11 protein-coding genes and 1 tRNA gene are annotated in these 14,438 nt (G+C 35.8%); 6 read left to right on the top strand and 6 right to left on the bottom strand.

Features of this window, described 5'->3' with window-relative positions; translation table 11 throughout:
* The first annotated feature begins 32 nt into the window (after positions 1 to 32).
* The 6 genes from QZ657_RS06135 to QZ657_RS06110 all read left to right on the top strand — a co-directional run bounded on the left by QZ657_RS06135 (position 33) and on the right by QZ657_RS06110 (position 9,517).
* Positions 33 to 914, top strand: coding sequence for a peptidyl-prolyl cis-trans isomerase (locus QZ657_RS06135; RefSeq protein WP_291965637.1), 882 nt, complete (start codon positions 33 to 35; stop codon positions 912 to 914).
* Positions 883 to 2,346 carry a peptidylprolyl isomerase gene (locus tag QZ657_RS06130; RefSeq protein ID WP_412759644.1) on the top strand — a complete coding sequence of 488 codons (1,464 nt, stop codon included), beginning with the start codon at positions 883 to 885 and terminating at the stop codon, positions 2,344 to 2,346. The genes QZ657_RS06135 and QZ657_RS06130 overlap by 32 nt, the downstream gene beginning before the upstream one ends.
* 4 nt (positions 2,347 to 2,350) lie before the next feature.
* Complete coding sequence (locus QZ657_RS06125) at positions 2,351 to 3,304, top strand: AAA family ATPase (RefSeq protein WP_291959410.1); 954 nt, start codon at positions 2,351 to 2,353, stop codon at positions 3,302 to 3,304.
* A 366-nt stretch (positions 3,305 to 3,670) separates the two neighbouring features.
* Positions 3,671 to 6,445, top strand: a complete 2,775-nt coding sequence (locus tag QZ657_RS06120; RefSeq protein ID WP_291965635.1) for a bifunctional aconitate hydratase 2/2-methylisocitrate dehydratase — start codon at positions 3,671 to 3,673, stop codon at positions 6,443 to 6,445.
* 165 nt (positions 6,446 to 6,610) lie between these two features.
* Positions 6,611 to 8,884: an aconitate hydratase gene (locus tag QZ657_RS06115; RefSeq protein ID WP_291965633.1), complete on the top strand. Its 2,274-nt coding sequence runs from the start codon at positions 6,611 to 6,613 to the stop codon at positions 8,882 to 8,884.
* A gap of 78 nt (positions 8,885 to 8,962) precedes the next feature.
* Complete coding sequence (locus tag QZ657_RS06110; protein WP_291965631.1) at positions 8,963 to 9,517, top strand: TlpA family protein disulfide reductase; 555 nt, start codon at positions 8,963 to 8,965, stop codon at positions 9,515 to 9,517.
* 21 nt (positions 9,518 to 9,538) lie between these two features.
* Here the strand turns inward: QZ657_RS06110 and QZ657_RS06105 are convergent, their stop codons facing one another.
* The 6 genes from QZ657_RS06105 to QZ657_RS06080 all read right to left on the bottom strand — a co-directional run bounded on the left by QZ657_RS06105 (position 9,539) and on the right by QZ657_RS06080 (position 14,325).
* Positions 9,539 to 9,985 (bottom strand): sterol desaturase family protein, encoded by a 447-nt coding sequence (locus QZ657_RS06105; RefSeq protein ID WP_291959415.1) that lies wholly within the window; start codon positions 9,983 to 9,985, stop codon positions 9,539 to 9,541.
* The gene (locus QZ657_RS06100) at positions 9,985 to 10,824 is read right to left on the bottom strand and encodes a phytoene/squalene synthase family protein (protein ID WP_291965629.1); all 840 of its coding nucleotides are present in this window, start codon (positions 10,822 to 10,824) and stop codon (positions 9,985 to 9,987) included. The genes QZ657_RS06105 and QZ657_RS06100 overlap by 1 nt, the downstream gene beginning before the upstream one ends.
* A gap of 6 nt (positions 10,825 to 10,830) precedes the next feature.
* The gene (locus tag QZ657_RS06095) at positions 10,831 to 12,288 is read right to left on the bottom strand and encodes a phytoene desaturase family protein (RefSeq protein ID WP_291965627.1); all 1,458 of its coding nucleotides are present in this window, start codon (positions 12,286 to 12,288) and stop codon (positions 10,831 to 10,833) included.
* A 14-nt stretch (positions 12,289 to 12,302) separates the two neighbouring features.
* Positions 12,303 to 13,202 carry a MerR family transcriptional regulator gene (locus tag QZ657_RS06090; protein ID WP_276472035.1) on the bottom strand — a complete coding sequence of 300 codons (900 nt, stop codon included), beginning with the start codon at positions 13,200 to 13,202 and terminating at the stop codon, positions 12,303 to 12,305.
* 109 nt (positions 13,203 to 13,311) lie between these two features.
* Positions 13,312 to 13,395, bottom strand: a tRNA-Leu gene (locus QZ657_RS06085).
* Positions 13,396 to 13,482: 87 nt separating this feature from the next.
* The gene (locus tag QZ657_RS06080; RefSeq protein ID WP_291965626.1) at positions 13,483 to 14,325 is read right to left on the bottom strand and encodes a helix-turn-helix domain-containing protein; all 843 of its coding nucleotides are present in this window, start codon (positions 14,323 to 14,325) and stop codon (positions 13,483 to 13,485) included.
* Positions 14,326 to 14,438: the final 113 nt, after the last annotated feature.

Below are 14,438 nucleotides of genomic sequence, written 5' to 3'. Positions count from 1 at the left end.
ACTATTTTTGCTCGATGTTTTTTAAGAAATCAATGTTTTTACTGCGTAAAATTTATCCTATTGCAATAATAGGGTTACTGACAATTGTTTTTAGCTCATGTGAAGGTCTTTTTAAGAAAGATGAGGAAAAAAGGGTCATTGCTAGAGTTGGTGAGTCTTTTTTGTATGAAGATGACCTGGCGCCGTTAATTACGGAAAACATGACCAAAGGGGACAGTGCTTCATTTGCTGTCAATTATATAAACAATTGGGCCTCAAAACAATTGTTGCTTTCCAAGGCGAAAATAAATTTATCCGAAGAAAAATTGGCCGAGTATAATGCCCTGGTCGATGATTACAGAACGGAACTTTATACAAGTGTTTATAAAGAAGCATTGGTTGCACAGGCCACAGATTCTGTAATTACGGATGAGCAATTGAACGCTTTTTATGAAAATGCCAAAGAGAACTTTAAACTTAAAGAACAGATTGCAAGAATTCGCTTTGTTGCGCTTCCTAAAGGATTTTTAAATCAAGATGAAGTTGGTAAACGACTTAAGAGATTTAAAAACGACGATGTTCGCTATTTAGATTCCATAGGTGTACAGTTTACCAAATTGAATTTTAATGATTCTATTTGGGTTAGATATTCCAGAATATTTGAAGAAATACCACCAATAACAGCTGACAATGCCAATAAGTACTTAAAAAATTCACAATTTTTTGAATTAGAGGATTCAATCGGGGTATATTTGGGAAAAATAGAGGAAACCAAAGATGTTAACGACGTTGCGCCTTTGTCCTTTATTAAACCTACTATAGAACAAGTTTTATTAAGTCGTAGAAAAATGGACTACCTACGCAAATTAGAAACTGAATTATTAGATGAAGCAATCAAGGATAATGAATTTGAAGTTTTCGAAAACAAAAAATAGTATTTACATAGGCGCAATTTTACTATTTGCAGGTGCTGCAACAGCACAAGATTCTATACCAGATGTTTCTGCCAATGCAGCTGAACCAATGGAAGACATCGCAGAAGCGGAACCAATAAAAAAAGATTCGTCGGTTAATTTTAAGAGAATAAAACTTGACGGTATAGCTGCCGTAGTGGGTGATTATGTAATCTTGGATTCTGATATTGAAAAAACACTTATTGATTTAAAGAGCCAAGGAGCGTCTACTGAAGATATTACGCATTGCGGACTCCTAGGTAAATTGATGGAGGATCGTTTGTATGCCAACCAGGCAGTTCAAGATAGTATTTTGGTTTCAGATGATGAGGTAAATGCAACCGGTGATCGTCAATTGCAATCTCTGGTGCAACAGATAGGTTCAATGGAGAAGGTTTTAAAATATTATAAGAAAACCGATGAAGCCAGTTTTAGGGAAGAACTGTACAAAATCAATAAACTACGTATGCTTTCTGAGCGTATGCAACAAGATATCATTAAGGAAATTGAAATTACACCAGAAGAGGTTCGTCAGTTCTTCAATAAAATTCCTGAAGACGAAAGACCTGTATTTGGTGCTGAACTAGAAATTGCACAGATTACCAAAGAGCCGGAGCCATCTGAGGAAGAAAAGCAAAAGGTAATAGATAAGTTGAACCAGATCAAGGCAGATGTAGAAGATAACGACTCTAGTTTTAGTGTAAAGGCAATTCTGTATTCTCAAGATCCAGGTTCTAAATCTAAAGGTGGTTTTTATAGCATAACAAAAGATACCGGTTTTGATAAGAAGTTTAAAGATGTAGCTTTTAGCTTAAGGGAAGGTGAGGTTTCTGAACCTTTTGAGACAGTTTTCGGTTTTCATATTATTTATATAGAAAAAATCAGAGGCCAAGAGTTGGATTTAAGACATATATTGATTCAGCCAGAAATATCTCAAGCAGTAATGGACGAGGCAAAGGCAGAGCTAGATAGCATTAGAAAGAAAATTATAGATGGTGAATTTACTTTTGCAGAAGCGGCACTGAATTTTTCTGATGAAAAAGAGACAAAATTTGATGGCGGATTGTTGCGTAACCCTGTAAACTTCGATTCTAAATTTGAGTTGACAAAAATGGATCCAACCTTATATAATCAAGTACAAAATTTAAAGGACAATGAAATTACATATCCTGTACTTGAAGAAGATCCAAGAGGTGGAGCGCCTAAATATAAAATTCTAAAGATTACCAATAGGTATGATGAGCACGTAGCCGATTTTTCTAAAGATTACACAAAAATTCAGGAATTGGCACTTACTGAAAAGAAATACAACGCCATTAAAAAATGGATGGACAAGCATATTAAGGATACCTATATCAGCGTTAATGATGAAAACAAAGATTGTGAGTTCGCTAACAACTGGGTAAAAGAATAAATATATGTCAGACGTTGCGGCAATAGAACGCCTAGTTGTAAAACATGCGGAGCTTAAAAAGGAAATAGCCAAGATCATTGTAGGTCAAGATGAGGTTATTGAACAGATTTTGCTTTCTATTTACTCTGGCGGACATTCGTTGCTGATCGGTGTGCCAGGTTTGGCAAAAACCTTAATGGTAAATACCATTGCCCAAGCTTTGGGACTTGATTTTAAAAGAATACAGTTTACGCCAGATTTAATGCCTAGCGATATTCTTGGTAGTGAAGTTTTAGATCAGAGCAGAAATTTTAAATTTATAAAAGGTCCCATATTTTCGAATATTATTTTAGCGGACGAGATTAATAGAACACCACCAAAAACCCAGGCGGCCCTTTTGGAAGCTATGCAGGAAAGAGCGGTAACTATTGCGGGACATCAACATAAATTGGATTTGCCCTATTTTGTATTGGCAACACAAAACCCAATAGAACAAGAAGGTACATACCCTTTGCCGGAAGCTCAGTTAGACCGTTTTATGTTCGCTATAGAATTGAAGTACCCCAGTATAGCGGAAGAAATACAAGTTGTTAAGAATACAACGGCAGATAGAAAGCAAGTGGTTAGCCCGTTATTCAATGCCCAAGATATAATTGACGTTCAAAACTTAATACGTAGGGTACCCGTTGCGGATAATGTTGTTGAGTATACGGTAAAATTGGTCAATAGTACTAGGCCTAATTTAGACTCGGCTTCAGATTATGTAAAGCAATACTTGGACTGGGGAGCCGGGCCAAGAGCTTCTCAAAACCTTATTTTGGGAGCCAAGGCCAATGCCGCCATTCATGGTAAGTTTTCTCCGGATATTGAAGATGTACATGCCGTTGTAAAAGGAATTTTGCGTCATCGTATCATAAAAAATTACAAAGCTGAGGCAGAAGGTATCAGTGAAGAGGATATTATAGATAAATTACTTTAATAAAACAGCCTATTTTCTGCATTTTTAAATGAAATAAAGTCATTTAAACGCCATAAATGTTTAATTACTACGCACTTTTCATATCATTTGAGAAAAAATAGGTAATCATACTTATTTAATTTTAAATGCGTTCTATATTACGTAATTTTACGAAATTGCGTTAACTTAATATTAAATAACAGATGACATTTGACATTGATGGTTTTAAACGGATATATATTATGCTAATTCCATAATATATATTTAAATCAATACATTCTGTCAGTTTGTAGTTATCATGATTCTCATTTCAACAACAAATCTTCAGAACGAAATAAGAAATTAAACTACTTGCGTTAGTCTAACAAATACACAAATCAATTTTTAATGAGCATTTATAAAGATTACCTAAAGGAGATCGAAGAGCGTAAAGGTCAAGGTCTTCATCCAAAGCCAATTGATGGTGCTGAATTAATTAGTAAAATTATTGAGCAAATCAAAGATGTGGATAATGAATATAGAGAAGATTCTCTAAAGTTTTTTATCTATAATGTTTTACCGGGTACAACCAGTGCCGCTGGGGTAAAAGCAAAATTCTTAAAAGAAATTATTCTTGGTGAATCTGTCGTTAATGAAATTACACCGGCGTTTGCCCTAGAACAACTATCTCACATGAAGGGTGGACCTTCTATCAAAGTTCTGTTGGATATTGCATTAGGTTCTGATGAAGCTTTGGCAAAACAGGCTGCTGAAGTTCTAAAAACTCAAGTATTTCTTTACGAAGCGGATACTTCTCGTTTAGAAGAAGCCTTTAAAAATGGTAACGCCATTGCAAAAGATATTATAGAAAGTTACGCACAAGCAGAATTTTTTACGAAACTACCAGACGTAGAAGAAGAAATTGAGGTGGTAACATATATTGCCGGCGTGGGCGACATATCAACTGATTTATTATCGCCAGGTGGTGATGCACACTCAAGATCTGATCGTGAACTACATGGCCAATGTATGTTTGAGCATAACAAGGAGATGCAACAAGAATTATTGGCTTTGAAAGAGCAGCATCCAGATAAGCGTGTTATGCTGATTGCAGAAAAAGGAACAATGGGTGTTGGTTCATCTAGAATGTCTGGTGTAAATAATGTGGCATTATGGACAGGTATACCATCTAGTCCTTATGTGCCATTTATCAATATAGCACCGGTAATTGCCGGTACCAATGGTATTGCTCCAATTTTCTTAACAACTGTAGGTGTAACCGGTGGTATAGGTCTAGACCTTAAAAACTGGGTAAAGCAGAAAGATGAAGCAGGTAATACTATTGTAGATGAAGATGGCGAGCCTATTTTAAAACAGATGTATTCCGTTGCAACAGGTACAGTACTTACGATCAATACCAAAGAGAAAAAACTTTATCATGGTAAAGTTGAATTGAAAGATGTATCCGCTGCATTTACACCTCAGAAAATGGAGTTCATGAAAGCAGGTGGTTCCTATGCCGTAGTTTTTGGTAAAAAGCTTCAAACATTTGCAGCCAAGACATTGGGTATAGCTGTTCCTCAGGTTTATGCAACTTCAAAAGAAGTTTCTATTGAAGGTCAAGGTTTAACTGCTGTAGAGAAAATATTCAATAAAAATGCTGTAGGTACTTCGGGCGCTACGTTGCATGCAGGTTCTTATGTTCGCGCAGAAGTCAATATTGTAGGTTCTCAAGATACAACGGGTCTAATGACATCTCAAGAGCTGGAGATGATGGCCGCTAAGGTTATTTCCCCAATTGTTGATGGTGCCTACCAATCTGGTTGTCATACAGCATCGGTTTGGGACGATAAATCCAAAGCCAATATTCCTAGGTTAATGAGCTTTATGAACGATTTTGGTCTAATTACCGGTCGTGATCCAAAAGGAAAGTATTTTCCCATGACAGATGTGATCCATAAAGTACTTAACGATATTACGGTAGGGGATTGGGACATCATTATAGGTGGTGATTCTCATACACGTATGTCCAAAGGTGTTGCTTTTGGTGCAGATTCAGGTACAGTGGCCTTGGCACTGGCCACAGGTGAGGTTTCAATGCCAATTCCAGAATCGGTCAAGGTAACCTTTAAAGGACAAATGAAGTCTTATATGGATTTTCGTGATGTAGTTCATGCCACTCAACAACAAATGCTACAGCAATTTGGAGGCGAGAACGTATTTCAGGGACGCGTAATTGAAGTGCATATTGGTACATTAACTTCAGATGAAGCGTTTACGTTTACTGATTGGACCGCTGAAATGAAAGCCAAAGCATCTATCTGTATTTCTGAAGATGATACCTTAATTGAATCGCTAGAGATTGCAAAAGGCCGTATTCAAATTATGATAGAAAAGGGTATGGACAATGCAAAACAAGTTCTTAAAGGGCTTGTTGATAAAGCCGAAGCTAGAATAACGGAGCTTAAAACAGGTATTAAACCTTCTTTAAGACCAGATTCGGACGCTAAATATTATGCAGAGGTAATTATTGATTTAGATGAAATTGCCGAGCCAATGATTGCTGATCCAGATGTTAATAACGAGGATGTTTCCAAGCGTTATACACATGATAATATTCGTCCGTTATCTTATTACGGCGGAACTAAGAAAGTAGATCTTGGATTTGTTGGATCATGTATGGTTCATAAGGGCGATATGAAAATATTGGCTCAGATGTTGAAAAACGTTGAGGCACAAAAAGGTAAAGTTGAATTTAATGCCCCATTGGTCGTAGCTCCACCAACATATAATATTGTTGATGAGTTGAAAGCTGAAGGAGATTGGGAAGTGCTTCAAAAATATTCAGGGTTTGAATTTGATGATAGTGCACCAAAAGGCTTGGCACGTACCAAATATGAAAACATGCTTTATTTAGAAAGACCGGGCTGTAACCTTTGTATGGGTAACCAGGAAAAAGCAGAGCCAGGAGATACCGTTATGGCTACATCTACACGTTTATTTCAGGGTAGGGTAGTAAAGGATTCTGGTGAGAAAAAAGGTGAATCATTATTGTCATCTACCCCAGTGGTGGTATTGTCTACTATTTTAGGAAGAACCCCTACAATGGCAGAATATGAAGCGGCCGTTGATGGTATTGTATTGACAAAGTTTAAACCATCTACAAAACAATTGGTGAGATAATTAACTAATAACTATTATTCATATCACGCCCGGGTATTCGTACTCGGGCTTTTTTTGTTCAAGCTTTTTATAATCATTCTTAATTTCATATGCGCTCTTAAAATCACTGTACATTTTGTATCTTGTACAGATAAGATAGTTTAACAAATTTTATAAATAGATTTTATGGCTTTTGACATAGATATGATTAAAAAAGTTTACGCTACAATGTCTGAACGCGTAGACAAGGCAAGAGAGATTGTGGGTAAGCCGCTTACGCTTTCTGAAAAGATTTTGTATTCTCATTTATGGGACGGGGCACCGACCCAAGCATTCACCCGAGGAAAGGATTATGTTGATTTTGCTCCGGATCGTATTGCTTGTCAAGATGCTACTGCACAAATGGCCTTATTGCAATTTATGCAAGCTGGTAAGCCAAAAGTGGCAGTGCCTACTACAGTGCACTGTGATCACTTGATCCAAGCCAAAAGTGGTGCTACGGCAGATCTAAAATCCGCTAATACCACTAGTGCAGAGGTTTTTGATTTTTTGGAATCAGTATCAAATAAATACGGAATCGGTTTTTGGAAACCGGGTGCAGGTATTATTCACCAAGTAGTATTGGAGAACTATGCTTTTCCAGGAGGTATGATGATCGGTACAGATTCTCATACCGTAAATGCCGGAGGATTAGGTATGGTGGCAATTGGTGTTGGTGGTGCAGATGCGGTTGATGTAATGGCCGGTATGGCTTGGGAACTTAAGTTTCCTAAATTGATAGGTGTAAAGTTGACCGGAACAATTTCTGGGTGGACGGCGCCAAAAGATGTAATATTAAAAGTAGCTGAAATCCTTACCGTTAAAGGTGGAACAGGTGCAATAGTTGAATATTTTGGGTCAGGTGCAAAATCTTTGTCATGTACAGGAAAAGGTACTATATGTAACATGGGTGCAGAGATAGGTGCAACTACTTCTACATTTGGTTATGATGAATCTATGGAGCGTTATTTAAGAGCTACCGATAGAGCCGATATTGCAGATGCCGCAAATGAAGTAAAGGAGCATTTAACTGCAGATGCAGAGGTATATGCAAACCCTGAGCAATATTTTGATGAGGTAATAGAAATTGACCTTTCTGAGTTAACACCATTATTGAACGGTCCTTTTACGCCGGATCTATCTACCAAGGTAGGTAGTGATATGACAGAAAAAGCTACCTCACATGAATGGCCATTAACCGTTGAATGGGGATTGATAGGTTCTTGTACGAATTCTTCTTATGAAGATTTGTCCAGAGCTTCTTCAATTGCACAACAAGCTATTGATAAGGGAATTAAGATGAAAGCGGAACTAGGTATCAACCCTGGTTCAGAGCAAGTACGTTATACCGCTGATCGTGATGGTATACTTGGAATATTCGAAAAGCTAGATGCAAAAATATTTACAAATGCCTGCGGACCATGTATAGGGCAGTGGGCGCGTTATAGCGATCCAAAAAATGCACCTAAAAATAGTATTGTACATTCTTTCAATAGAAACTTTGCAAAGCGTGCAGATGGTAACCCTAACACTCATGCATTTGTAGCTTCTCCTGAAATTACGGCTGCAATTGCCATTTCAGGTAGATTGGATTTTAACCCTATGACCGATAAACTTATCAACGAAAAAGGTGAAGAAGTAATGTTCGATGAGCCTACGGGATGGGAATTGCCTCCTAAAGGATTTGAGGTTGAGGACGCAGGTTACCTAGCACCAGATGAAGATGGTTCTAGTGTAGAGGTCAAGGTGTCTCCAGATTCTGAAAGATTACAGTTACTGGAGCCTTTTACTCCTATAAAGGATGAAAGTTTAATGGGTGCCAAATTGTTGATCAAAGCGTATGGTAAGTGTACTACCGATCATATTTCTATGGCAGGACCATGGTTGAGATTTAGGGGTCATTTAGATAATATTTCTAACAACTGTTTAATTGGTGCCGTTAATGCATTTGGTAAAAAGACCAACATGGTCAAAAATCAATTGAACGGTGAATTTGGCGGAGTACCGGATACGGCTCGTGCATACAAAGCGGCAGGTATTAGAAGTATTGTTGTTGGTGATCATAACTACGGTGAAGGTTCTTCTAGGGAGCATGCGGCAATGGAGCCTCGTCACTTAGGTGTTGCAGCCGTAATCGTTAAATCTTTTGCACGTATTCATGAAACAAACCTTAAAAAGCAAGGTATGCTTGGTTTGACCTTCGCTAACGAAAATGATTATGACCTAATTCAAGAAGATGATACCTTTAACTTCATAGATATTGCGGAATTTGCACCGGACAAGCAATTAACGGTAGAAGTAGTTCATGCAGATGGAAGTAAAGACGTTATTAAATTGAACCATACGTATAATGAAGCCCAAATTGGGTGGTATAGGGAAGGTTCTGCATTGAACGTTATTAAAAGAGAAAATGCCTCATAATTCAACAACTTAAAATTTGTGAGGAAAACTCCTGATATTAATCAGGAGTTTTTTAGTTTTGACCCCTATAAAACTTTTATGAAGAGACAAACGGTTTTTACCTTATTGATCATTGCTTTTGTGCTTTCTTTTTTTGTTACCCCTTTGGGTGATTATAGCAAGATTATTCTCAACAGGGTTTTTGCCACTTCCCCAACAATTATTCAACCGGAAAAGCGTGGTAAAATAACCGATTACGATTGGAAGCTGAAAGATGCAAACTGGAAGTTCTTTAATTTTGATGAAGCAAAAGGACAGGTTGCCTTTATTACATTTTGGACCTCATGGCATATGCCTTCACAGGCTCAATTGAAAGATATACAGTATTTGTATGAAACTTTTGGTGATAAGATCAAGTTCTATATTATTACTAATGAAGAAAGAGCACCTGTAGAACTTTTTATGCAAGAACAGGGATATACTTTTCCCGTTACTTATCAGATTATAGGAGAACCAAGTCCTTTGTCATTATTAAAACCGCCTGGATCTTATGTAATCGACAAAAATGGTGCTATAGTAATTCACCAAAATGCCATTGCAGATTGGGATAATGAAAAAGTAAACAATCTGCTAAATCAACTGATTACTGAATAACCTAAAATTGTTTGGTGAATCTTATTTTTTAAAATATTTAAAGGGTACGAAAAGCATTCCAAAACATTCGCCATCGCTTTTACCTATATGTTTATGATGCATTTTATGTGCTCTACGTACACCTCGGCTATACCAGTTATTTGCGTTTCTGAAGAGTTTGAAACGTTGGTGAATAAATATATCGTGTACAAGAAAGTAGGCTATACCGTAAGCCAAAATTCCAAATCCTAAAGGATAACCATACCAAAAACCGGTAGTGCCCGCGTAAAATAAGGACATGCTAACAATTGCGTAAAAAATAAAGAACGCATCATTTCTTTCAAACCATGAGTCGTGATCTTTTTTGTGATGGTCTTTATGAAGACTCCACAAAAAACCGTGCATAATATATTTGTGCGTAAACCACGCCATAAACTCCATGAACAAAAATGTTCCTAGAAAAATCAATATCCAAATAACTATATTCATTATACTAAATTCATTTTAAATTTCACATAAGAACGTGCTAGTAATCCAAATTTCTGATAATTTGGAACACGTATTCTTGCATTTTTTATTTCCAAGGAAGGTGTGCTCTGTAATTTGTTCAGCAACTTATAATAATATTTATAGGCTGTATAAACACCAAATTTTGCATCGGCAGGCAAGGCAACAATACCGTCATAGCCTTTCTTGAAATCAGCTTTTATTTCATCAACTATTCTCTTTTTTGACACCTCATCTAGCTCTTTTAGATTTGTGTTTGGAAAATAAGATCTATTCAATTCTTCAAAATCTGCTTTTACGTCTCTCAAGAAATTTACTTTCTGAAAAGCGGAACCCAGTGCCATGGCAGATTCTTTCAGTTTATTATATTCTTCTACGTCTCCTTTTACAAAGACTTGTAGGCACATTAAACCTACCACATCTGCAGAGCCATAGATATATTCTTTATATTCCGCATCTGTTCTATAAATATTCTTGACCAAGTCCATACGCATACTCTTTAAAAAAGAATCTACCAAATGCCTTGGTATTTTGTATTTATGATAAGTGTACTGAAAGGAGTTTAAGATAGGGTTTAGGCTAATCTTATCTTTTAAAGAATCTTCAAGTTCTTTTTCAAATTTGTCAAAAAGTACTTCTTTATCATAATCATGAAAGGTATCTACAATTTCGTCTGCAAAGCGCACAAAACCATAAATATTATAAATATGACTGCGTATAGATGGGTGAAGCATTTTTGTTGCTAAAGCAAAAGAGGTGCTATATCGTTTTGTAACGACTTTACTACACTGGTGCGAAACTTGATCAAAAGTAGCTTTCATAAATCACTAGTTATCCTTAATAATTAATTCTGACACTAATTTTCCCGATATTAAAGCCGGTGGTACTCCTGGTCCAGGTACTGTCAGTTGTCCTGTAAAGTAAAGATCTTTTACCTTTTTACTTCTTAAATTTGGTCTTAAAAAAGCAGTTTGTGTTAAGGTGTTGGCCATACCATAGGCATTTCCTTTATAAGAATTGTAGCGTTCTACAAAATCATTAACACAGAATGTTTCCTTGAATATAATATTATTTCTAATGTTTTGGCCGGTTCTTTCTTGAAAACGGTCCATAATTATATTAAAATAGTTATTTCTAAGTTCTCCGGTGTCCTCTAAAGCTGTGGCGATCGGTACCAAAAAGAATCCGTTTTCACAACCTTCTGGAGCCATACTGCTGTCTGTAATAGAAGGAAAATTGGCGTAGAACAAAGGGTTTGTTGGCCATTTTGGGTTATCATAAATTTCTTGGGCATGTAACTCAAAATCTGTATCAAAAAATAAATTATGATGTTCTACATTGTTCAATTTTTTGTCAAAACCAATGTAAAATAACAGCGATGATGGTGCAAAAACTTTTTTCTCCCAATAATTACTACTGTATTGCCGGTGTTTTGCATCTAGTAAGCTTTCAGAATGCTGGTAATCTGCACCGCTTAGTACTTTATTGGCTGTATATGTTTTTCCATTACAGACAATGGCCGAAGCTTTACCCTCGTTAACAATGATTTTATCTACCGGAGAATTTGTATTTATTGTAACGCCTAATTCTATTGCTAAGTTCTGCATAGCCTTTATTACTTGGTACATGCCCCCTTTAGGATGCCATGTACCTAGACCAAAATCGGCAAAGTTCATAAAATTATAAAATGACGGAGTATTATTGGGTTTGGCGCCAAGGAATAATACGGGAAATTCTAAGGTAGAGACCAACTTAGGATTTTTAAAAGCCTTGCGAACTTGAGAGCTAATGGTCTTAAAAAATTGATCAACTTTAAATATCGTCTCTTTGGTAACCAATTCTAAGGGTGAAAGTCCTGGTCTAAGAACAACCTTATTGATAGCTATGTCATAATTTTCTTGGGCTTGTGCAATGAACTTTTTTAGCGCTTTAGAGCTTCCCGGCTCAATCCGTTCAAATTCCGTACAAATTTTATCCATACTATCACCAATAGTAATAACATCGTCAGAAAAAAATATTTTATAGGCAGGACTTAGTTTGTCCAGTTGGTAATAATCTGATGTTTGTTTATTGAAATCGGCGAAAAATTTATCAAAAATATCCGGCATCCAATACCAGCTTGGTCCCATATCAAAGGTAAACCCGTCTTTTTTAAACTGTGATGCACGACCTCCAACAGATTCATTTTTTTCAAATATGGTAACGTTCCAACCGGCTTTTGCCAAGTAACATGATGCCGATAATGATGAAAAACCAGAACCGATTACAATACAACTTTTATTCATTTATTTCTGTGCAATTATAGGTTGTTCACTAAGCTGTCTATTGAAGTAAAGGTTCTGCAGAAGTTAGGCTTTGTATCTTCTTCAATGAAATTGGTCTGTCTACCTAAAATCCAGAAATTAGGATTGTTATACTTAGAAACTAATTCAGAGAAATCTTCTAGATACTTGTTTACCTTGTCTTTTTCTGGGTACACTGTAAAATATGATACAAAATATATGTCATCAAAGTATTTTAGAACATCTTCTAAATTTTCCATGGGTATTGTTGGTCCTAAGTAAATACACTTATACCCTTTCAGAATAATTTCATAGTTAATGTACAATAAACCTATATCATGAATTTCATTTTCGGGTAAGAAGGCAACAAAGACTTTATCTTTTTTAGTGGGCTCTAAATGCTGAAGCTTTTCTGTATTTAATAAGATTTTTTGTTTAATTAAACTGCTCATAAAATGTTCATGTGCAGGACTGATGGTATCTGTCTGCCATAATAATCCAAGTTCGTTTAATAAAGGAACAAAAGTCTCTTTAAATATCTCTCTAAAAGAGTTTTCGCTTAGTAAAGCATTATATGTATTAAAGAACATGGTCTGGTCAAAATTCACCATTGCCAATTTAAAAGCGTTGATTGCTTGGCTCTTATGACTGTGTTTTGCTACTATTTCACGTACAACATAGGGAATGTCTTTATCAGAAATTTTAGCAATTTTTGAAATTTTATGTCCGTTATTGTATAGTAGGGTTACATTAAGTAGCTTCTGTAAACTAGAAAGGCTATAAGTTCTAATGTTCGTATCCGTACGTTCCGGTGATAAAAGATTGTATCTTTTTTCCCAAATTCTAATGGTGTGTGCCTTGATACCAGAGAGGTTTTCAAGGTCCCTAATACTAAATTGCTTTTTTACATTGTTCATACTTTCTGAAAAAGAATTAAACAAATTTACAATTTATTAATATGCCGTGGGATAGATGAGAGTTAAAATTATCAAAATAAAAAAGGTTAGACCTAAATCTAACCTTTTGTGCCCACGACTAGATTCGAACTAGCACGTCCTTGCGAACACTACCCCCTCAAGGTAGCGTGTCTACCAATTTCACCACGTGGGCCTATTTGTAGTAAAATGAATGGCAAATATAGAAACCTATAGTTCAATTTGAAATATAATAATGATATAAAAAAACGAAGTTTACTTTTTAAAGTATTGATTGTTGGTATTGGGTAGGGGTTATTCCTTTTATTTTTTTAAACTTCTTATTAAAATTGGAGATGGAATTAAAACCAGAAAGTTCGGCTATCATATTAACAGTTAGTTCTTTATTTGAAATTAATAATTGGCAGGCATGGGCAACGCGTAGTTCTATTAAAAATTGAAAAAACGTTTTATCTGTTCGTTGTTTAAAAAAACGACAGAAAGCATTTGGTGTCATACATGCCATTTTTGCTATCTCATCTAACGAAATGGGTTGTTGGAAATTTTTGAATACAAAATCGAAAATATCCTGTAAACGCTCACCTTCTGTAGAACTTAAGGTTTTAGAGTATATAAATGTACTTAAAGGTTCTGTAGTTGCTTTACTAAGTTCTTCTATTAACTCTAAAAAAGAAATAAACAGTTTGAGTTTTTGATTAGACTGTATTTCTATTAATTGTTGGGCAATTTGCTTTTGGTTTGATGTTATTTTGAATCCGCCTGTGGCATTTGCAAAGAAGTCGCCTAAGTCTTTAAAATAGGGGAGATTAAAGAATGCTGCGCCAAAGGATTTTTTCGTAAAAAATACAGTGATCATATGCGCATCTATCTGCCCAGGTATACTTTTAAAAACGTGTGGCAGGTTACTGCCAATAACATAGATATCTCCCGTGGAAAATTGATGAATACTATCACCCACCAACAATTTACCGTTACCGTTTACAATGTAACTTATCTGTATTTCTTCATGCTGATGAAGCTTGTTATAAAATATAGGTTCTTTATCAACCTGAACTATTAAATGTTCATCTAAGGGCTTTGGTATTTTAAAAGGAAACACTTTCATATGCATCTAATTTATCATTATAAAATGAAATTGAACATGTAAGATGGTAAAATAGTACCATGTCTGGATAATATGGCGACATGTATTACAAGGTGCTATCCCTAATTTTGGGT

Origin of the sequence: Maribacter sp. (assembly GCA_020629415.1) — a bacterium.
In the GTDB taxonomy this organism is placed as follows: domain Bacteria; phylum Bacteroidota; class Bacteroidia; order Flavobacteriales; family Flavobacteriaceae; genus Maribacter; species Maribacter huludaoensis.
Note: the sequence above shows the minus strand (reverse complement) of the source record. Positions and strands in the feature narration are given on the sequence as shown.

Bases quoted from the DNA above. Each gene is read 5' to 3' on its own strand.
- QZ657_RS06095 (WP_291965627.1), bottom strand. From the start codon at position 12,288: ATGAATAAAAGTTGTATTGTAATCGGTTCTGGTTTTTCATCATTATCG.
- QZ657_RS06100 (WP_291965629.1), bottom strand. From the start codon at position 10,824: ATGAAAGCTACTTTTGATCAAGTTTCGCACCAGTGTAGTAAAGTCGTT.
- QZ657_RS06135 (WP_291965637.1), top strand. From the start codon at position 33: ATGTTTTTACTGCGTAAAATTTATCCTATTGCAATAATAGGGTTACTG.
- QZ657_RS06130 (WP_412759644.1), top strand. From the start codon at position 883: ATGAATTTGAAGTTTTCGAAAACAAAAAATAGTATTTACATAGGCGCA.
- QZ657_RS06115 (WP_291965633.1), top strand. From the start codon at position 6,611: ATGGCTTTTGACATAGATATGATTAAAAAAGTTTACGCTACAATGTCT.
- QZ657_RS06080 (WP_291965626.1), bottom strand. From the start codon at position 14,325: ATGAAAGTGTTTCCTTTTAAAATACCAAAGCCCTTAGATGAACATTTA.
- QZ657_RS06120 (WP_291965635.1), top strand. From the start codon at position 3,671: ATGAGCATTTATAAAGATTACCTAAAGGAGATCGAAGAGCGTAAAGGT.
- QZ657_RS06105 (WP_291959415.1), bottom strand. From the start codon at position 9,985: ATGAATATAGTTATTTGGATATTGATTTTTCTAGGAACATTTTTGTTC.
- QZ657_RS06090 (WP_276472035.1), bottom strand. From the start codon at position 13,202: ATGAACAATGTAAAAAAGCAATTTAGTATTAGGGACCTTGAAAACCTC.
- QZ657_RS06110 (WP_291965631.1), top strand. From the start codon at position 8,963: ATGAAGAGACAAACGGTTTTTACCTTATTGATCATTGCTTTTGTGCTT.
- QZ657_RS06125 (WP_291959410.1), top strand. From the start codon at position 2,351: ATGTCAGACGTTGCGGCAATAGAACGCCTAGTTGTAAAACATGCGGAG.